This is a genomic window from Burkholderia sp. Ac-20384 (assembly GCF_017104605.1).
Lineage (GTDB): Bacteria > Pseudomonadota > Gammaproteobacteria > Burkholderiales > Burkholderiaceae > Burkholderia > Burkholderia lata.
In genome coordinates this window covers 1-6,320 of the sequence record NZ_JAAGPE010000412.1, presented here as the reverse complement: position 1 = coordinate 6,320, position 6,320 = coordinate 1, and the positions used below count along the sequence as shown (strand labels likewise).

Genomic DNA, 6,320 nt, shown 5'->3' with positions numbered 1-6,320 from the left:
GCTCGCCCGTCGCAGGGCTGACGGGCGGCAGCGGCACCGGCGCGCTCTCGAAGACGGGCGGCGGCGTGCTCGCCCCCGTGACGACGACGCTCGGCGCGCTGGTCAAGTAAGCGGCCGGCCGGCACGGCGCCCGCATCGTCGCAGACGATCGGGCGCCTTGGCCTTGGCCTTGGCCTTGGCCTCAACTGAAGCCGAAGCCGGCATCCAGCCGCTTCCCCCACCCCGCGATCCCTTCCTTTTCCCGACAGTCCGCCTCCAGCAAGCCATCGAAATCGGACCTGAAAGCAAGACACGTTAAAATCTCACCTCGCGTGGTGCGCCGCCCGCACCCGCCATCCATCGCCAGCCGCGTGCCCTCGGGCCGCCCCCGACCCATGGAGTGAGTGTCAATGAGCGGCGGACTTCCGTTTCCCGCATCCCGCAAGTCGTTGCCGTCCTCGACGGTATTCCTGATTCTCGCCGCCGCCGCGCTGCTGTCCGGCTGCGGGCTGCTGCCGGTCCAGAACCCGCCCGCGCCGATCAGCGAGGCGCTCGTCGAGCCCATCGAGGAAACCGCCGGCGAACCGCTGACGATGCCGCCCGTGCCCGCGCCGACGCACCCGGGGGAACCGGAAGCGCCGAAGAAGCCGCACCGCGAAGTCGCGCGGCCGAAGCCCGTGCAGCGCCCCGAATCGCCGACACCGCCGCCGCCTCCGCCGCCGCCGATCGTCGCGACGCGCCCGCTCGACCGCACCCAGATCCACGCGCTGCTCGACAGCGAAGTCGCGCGCCGCAACGGCAAGGTGATCGGCCGCGCGGTCGACATGGTGACCGACGCGAGCGGCAAGCCGCGCGAGATGATCGTCAACCTGCAGGGCTTCATGGGCGTCGGCGACCGCAAGGTCATCTTCCCGTGGAACGTGTTCCGCTTCACGCCGGGCGGCAAACAGGAGCCGATCGTGCTCGACGTGCCGTCGGGCGACCTGCCGCCTGCCGCACGGCCCAAGGCCGTGCCGCTGTCCGGTTCGGCCGCGGCCTCGCCCGCGACGCGACTGCCGATGCTCGACAGCGACGTCGAGCGCCCGAACGGCACGAAAATCGGCCGCATCGTCGACGTGCTGATCGACCGCGCGTCGCAGCCGCAGGCGGTCGTGCTCGACCTCGGCGGCCTCGTCAATACCGACCGCCGTTCGATCGCCGCGAGCTGGGGCGCACTGCGCTTCGTCACGCGCGACAAGGCGCTGCACCCGCAGCTCGACCTGAACGACGCACAGATCAAGGCATCGCCGCCCTACGCGGCCGACAAGCCGATCGTCGCGGTCTTCCCGCCCGTTGCCCCGGCACCGGTGCCGGCTTCGTCTGCGAGTGCGACCCGATGACGATCAAGCATTCCGTCAGCGTACGCAGTCTCCGGTCCCTCGACTGGCTCAACTTCTTCGTTGCAAACGTTCAAACAGGGTTCGGTCCGTTCATCGCGTCCTACCTCGCGTCGCACAAGTGGACGCAGGGCGAGATCGGCATGGTGCTGTCGATCGGCACGATCAGCGCGATGGTCAGCCAGGTGCCAGGCGGCGCGGCCGTCGATGCGCTGAAGAACAAGAAAGGCGCGGCCGCGTGGGCGATCGTGGCCATCATCCTGTCCGCGGTGCTGCTCGCGTCGAGCCCGACGATCGTGCCGGTGATCGCCGCCGAGGTGTTCCACGGCTTCGCGAGCTGCATGCTCGTGCCGGCGATGGCCGCGATCTCGTTCTCGCTCGTCGGCCGCGCCGACCTCGGCGACCGGCTCGGCCGCAACGCGCGCTGGGCGTCAATCGGCAGCGCCGTCGCGGCGGGCCTGATGGGGCTCACCGGCGAATACTTCTCCGCACGCGCGGTGTTCTGGCTGACCGCCGTGCTCGCGCTGCCCGCGCTGTTCGCACTCGCGATGATCCAGCCGACCCACGAGGTGATCCCGCAGTCGTCGAAGCCTGACGACCACGACGAAGCCGGCGAACGCGAAACGCTGCTCGAGCTGCTGCGCGACCGCCGGATGCTGATCTTCGCGGCATGCGTCGTGCTGTTCCACCTGTCGAACGCGGCGATGCTGAACCTCGCGGCCGGCGAAGTCACGGCCGGGATGGGCGAGAACGTGCAGCTCGTGATCGCCGCGTGCATCATCGTACCGCAGGCGATCGTCGCGATGCTGTCGCCGTGGGTCGGCCGCTCCGCGCAACGCTGGGGGCGCCGGCCGATCCTGCTGCTCGGGTTCTCGGCGCTGCCGGTGCGCGCGCTGCTGTTCGCCGGCGTGAGCAGCCCGTACCTGCTGGTGCCGGTGCAGATGCTCGACGGCATCAGCGCGGCCGTGTTCGGCGTGATGCTGCCGCTGATCGCCGCCGACGTCGCGGGCGGCAAGGGCCGCTACAACCTGTGCATCGGGCTGTTCGGGCTCGCGGCCGGGATCGGCGCGACGCTCAGCACCGCCGCGGCCGGCTACGTCGCCGATCACTTCGGCAACGCCGTGAGCTTCTTCGGGCTCGCGGGCGCCGGTGCGCTCGCGGTGCTGCTGGTTTGGCTCGTGATGCCCGAAACGCGCGTCGAGAACGGCGACTCGGCCGCCGACGAACCGGCCGCCGCATCGCCCGAACAGGCGCGCTGACACCGGCGCGCCGCCGTTACCCGCTTCTTGGCCAACGCATGATGGATACGATCAGGACACTCAACGAAGCCCGCCAGCAGATCCAGCAGTCGATCTTCGATCTGTTCAAGGGGCTGTCATTCAGCGAACGGCTCGCGCAAGGCGGGCTGATGGCGCTGCAGGCCGTATGCGGCGCATGCCTCGCGTACGTGATCAGCCGCGCGCTGCACACCGAGCAGGCCGTGTGGGCGGCGATCACCGCGATCGCCGTCACGCAGCACAACTACTCGGACACGATGTCGCTGTCGCGCGACCAGTTCGTCGGCGCGATGGTCGGCGGCGTGCTCGGCTTCGCCGGCGCGGCGCTCGGCGGCGACCGCCTCGTCGCGTATGCGATTACCGTCGCGGTCGTGATCGTCTGCTGCTGGTGCCTGAATGTCGGCAGCGCGGCACGGCTCGGCGGCGTGACCGCGACGATCGTGCTGCTGTTTCCGGGCGATGGCCCGCTGTGGGACATTCCGCTGATGCGGCTCGGCGAGGTCACGCTCGGCACCGTGTGTGCGCTGGGCGTGTGCTGGGTGATGTCGAAAATCGAGCGCCGCTGGTTCCGCCACGCAGCGGCAAAGTGACGCGGTGAACCGGCTGCCCGGCGCGCATCGCGGCATCGCGATCCGTGCCGGGCCGTCGGCCAGGTCAGTCGCCGATCCGCAGCACGATGCCGGAACCGATCTGCACCAGCAGGTGATCCCCGCCGACGCCGACCCATTGATAGCCGCGCGGCGGCGGGCTCAGGTGATAGCCGCGCCAGTCGTCGATCACGTACTGACGATCGCGGAACTCGGGGGGCAGCCGGTCGCCCTTGTGCCACTCGCGGCGCGGCTGGTCGGCCCAGCGCGGCGGCACGTCTTCCTCGTGGCGCATCTGGCCCGGCGGCATGCGTTTCGGGCCATGGCCGTGCTGCATGCCATGGTCGCCCTGGTCGTTGCGGTTGTCGTGGTCCTGCGCCATCGCGGCCGGCGCGGCGAAACCCGCCGCGATCACCGCGGCCAGCATCATCCCGTGCATCTTCTTCATCGTGCCTTCCCTCCGTGTTGTCACGTCGAACGAAACCACTCGGACTACCCGATGAAGACTAGCACATGGTTTCGCGGGGTCGCATGACCGCGCACATGACCGTGCGTTACGCCGCCTGCTGCTGGTACTGGATCCGGTGCAGGTGCGCGTAAAGGCCGCCGTGGCGCAGCAATTCGTCGTGGCTGCCCTCTTCGACGATCTTGCCGGCCTCGAGCACGAGGATGCGGTCCGCGCGCTCGATCGTCGACAGCCGGTGCGCGATCACGAGCGTCGTGCGGCCTTCCATCAGCCGTTCGAGCGCGGCCTGCACGTGGCGCTCCGATTCCGAGTCGAGCGCCGACGTCGCTTCGTCGAGGATCAGGATCGGCGCGTCCTTGTAGATCGCACGCGCGATCGCGAGCCGCTGGCGCTGGCCGCCGGACAGCCGCATCCCGTTGCCGCCGACGAGCGTGTCGAGCCCGTCGGGCATCGCGGCGACCGCATCGGCAAGGTTCGCGGCCTCGAGCGCGGCCTGCACGCGCGCGCGGTCGGGCGTCTGCCCGTACGCGACGTTCGCGGCGATCGTGTCGTTGAACAGCACGACGTCCTGGCTGACCATCGCCATCTGGCTGCGCAATGCGTGGAGGTCGTAGTCGGCAACCGGCACGCCGTCGACCAGGATTGCACCGTCGGTCGGGTCGAAGAAGCGCGGCAGCAGGTTCACGAGCGTCGTCTTGCCGCTGCCGGACGGGCCCGCGAGCGCAATCATTTCACCGGGCGCGACCTTGAACGAGATGCGGTCGAGCGTCGGCCGCTCGGCCGCGCCGTAGTCGAACGACACGTTGCGGAACTCGATGTCGCCGCGCGACTGTGCCAGCGGCCGGCCGCCGCCCTGCGGCTCGGCCGGTTCGTCGATCAGCCCGAAGATCAGCTCGGCGGCCGTCATCCCGCGCTGCAGCGGCTGGTTGACGTCGATCAGGTGCTTGAGCGGCGAGATCACCAGCAGCATCGACGTGACAAACGCGACGAAGCCGCCGACCGTCGTCTGGTCGTTCGACGACTGCACGACCGCGATCGTGATCACGACCGCGAGCGCGATCGACGCGAGGAACTGCGTGAGCGGCTGCGCGAGGCCGCCGGAGATCGTCATGCGCATCGCGTAGCCGCGCAGGCGCTTGCTCATCTGCGTGAAGCGGTCCATCTCGTACGCTTCGCCGTTGTGCACCTTGACGACCTTGTAGCCGCCGACCGTCTCCTCGACGATGTACGACAGCTCGTTGGTCAGCGTCTGGTGCTCGCGGTTCAGGCGGCGCAGGCGGCGGTTGATCTTGCTGACGAGCCAGCCGATGCCCGGCAGGATCACCGCGACGATCAGCGTGAGCCGCCAGTTCAGGTAGAACAGGTAGCCGAGCAGGAAGATCACCGTCAGCGAATCGCGCACGAGCGTGACCATCACGCCGGTCAGCACCGACAGGATCTGGTTGACCTCGAACACGATCGCGTTGATCACCGTGCTCGCCGTCTCGCGCTGGAAGAACGACGCGCTCGTGTGCAGCATCCGCTGGAACATCTCGAGCCGCAGTTGCAGCAGGATGCGGTTCGACACGTAGTTGAGCAGGTAATTCGACGCGTACTGCGACACGCCGCGCACGAGCGCGAGCCCGATCACGGCCATCGGCACGTACCATTTCGCGCTGTCGCTGCCATGCGAGCCGAAGCCGTGGTCGAGCAGCGGCTTGAGCAGCGCCGGGATCCCGGCCTCGGTGGCCGCGACGACGCCCATCGTCATCACGGCGAGCACCACGATGCCGATCAGCGGCCGGATGTACGGCCACAGGCGCTTGAGGACCGTCACGGGCGAGGTGCCCGTACCGTCCATCGGTTTGCGAAGAGTGTTCTGGGTTTCCAAGGCAATCCTTCTTGAGCCGCGAAGCGGCACCCGGACGTGGCCGCCCGGGATGTCGCCCTGTCGGGCGGGTGCCGAAAAGGGCTCAACATTATAGCCGCACCGCCCCGGCCGGCACGGTCATGGCCGATACGGGCGGCGGCCGGGCCGCGGGTATACTGCCGCTCACCGTTTTCTCCGCCTTCCGACGATTTCATGGCTGAACCCTCCCTCGGCGTCGCCCTCATCGCCCTCAACGCGTCCGCGCGGCTTGCGCAGTGCCTTGCCGCGCTGTCGTTCGCCGACGACGTCGTCGTCATCGACGGCGGCAGCACCGACGATACCGTCGCGATCGCGCAGGCGCACGGCGCGCGCGTGATCGTCGAGCGCGACTGGCCGGGCTTCGGCCCGCAGAAGAACCGCGCGCTCGACGCGCTCGACACCGACTGGGTCCTGTCCCTCGATACCGATGAAGTCGTCACCCCGGAACTCGCGCAGTCGATCCGCGACACGATCCGCGCGCCGGCCGCGCAGGTCTATGCGGTCGACCGGCTGTCGAGCTTCTGCGGCCAGTGGATCCATCACAGCGGCTGGTATCCGGACTGGATCCCGCGCCTGTTCCGGCGCGGCGCCGCGCGCTTCTCGGACGATCTCGTGCACGAGCGCCTCGTGTTCGAGGGCGCCGCGCAGCGCCTGTCCGGCAAGCTGATGCACTACTCGTACGAGGATTTCGAGACCGTGGTGCGCAAGCTCGACGCGTATTCGACGGCCGGCGCGCGCCAGCGCCGA

General features: G+C 69.2%; 6 protein-coding genes. 4 read left to right on the top strand and 2 right to left on the bottom strand.

The annotated features are described in order from the left end of the window. Positions 1-389 precede the first annotated feature (389 nt). From G3O00_RS38585 to G3O00_RS38575, 3 genes are read left to right on the top strand one after another with little or no spacing between them, the layout of a single operon-like run. Positions 390-1,358, top strand: a complete 969-nt coding sequence (locus G3O00_RS38585) for a PRC-barrel domain-containing protein (protein WP_041492913.1) — start codon at positions 390-392, stop codon at positions 1,356-1,358. After that, positions 1,355-2,614 (top strand): MFS transporter, encoded by a 1,260-nt coding sequence (locus G3O00_RS38580; protein ID WP_011352766.1) that lies wholly within the window; start codon positions 1,355-1,357, stop codon positions 2,612-2,614. Before G3O00_RS38585 ends, G3O00_RS38580 begins: the two co-directional genes overlap by 4 nt. Positions 2,615-2,655: 41 nt before the next feature. Further along, positions 2,656-3,222 carry an FUSC family protein gene (locus G3O00_RS38575; RefSeq protein ID WP_041493115.1) on the top strand — a complete coding sequence of 189 codons (567 nt, stop codon included), beginning with the start codon at positions 2,656-2,658 and terminating at the stop codon, positions 3,220-3,222. Positions 3,223-3,286: 64 nt separating this feature from the next. On the opposite strand, the gene G3O00_RS38570 is transcribed toward G3O00_RS38575, so the two are convergent. Together G3O00_RS38570 and msbA are read right to left on the bottom strand one after the other, a co-directional pair. Then, the gene (locus tag G3O00_RS38570) at positions 3,287-3,667 is read right to left on the bottom strand and encodes an RcnB family protein (protein WP_011352768.1); all 381 of its coding nucleotides are present in this window, start codon (positions 3,665-3,667) and stop codon (positions 3,287-3,289) included. 106 nt (positions 3,668-3,773) lie between these two features. Beyond that, positions 3,774-5,525 (bottom strand): lipid A export permease/ATP-binding protein MsbA, encoded by a 1,752-nt coding sequence (msbA, locus tag G3O00_RS38565; RefSeq protein WP_241025530.1) that lies wholly within the window; start codon positions 5,523-5,525, stop codon positions 3,774-3,776. 222 nt (positions 5,526-5,747) lie between these two features. Between msbA and G3O00_RS38560 the strand changes: the two genes are divergently transcribed. Then, positions 5,748-6,320, top strand: a 573-nt coding sequence (locus G3O00_RS38560; RefSeq protein ID WP_206146142.1) for a glycosyltransferase family 2 protein, incomplete at its 3' end; no start/stop codon positions are given.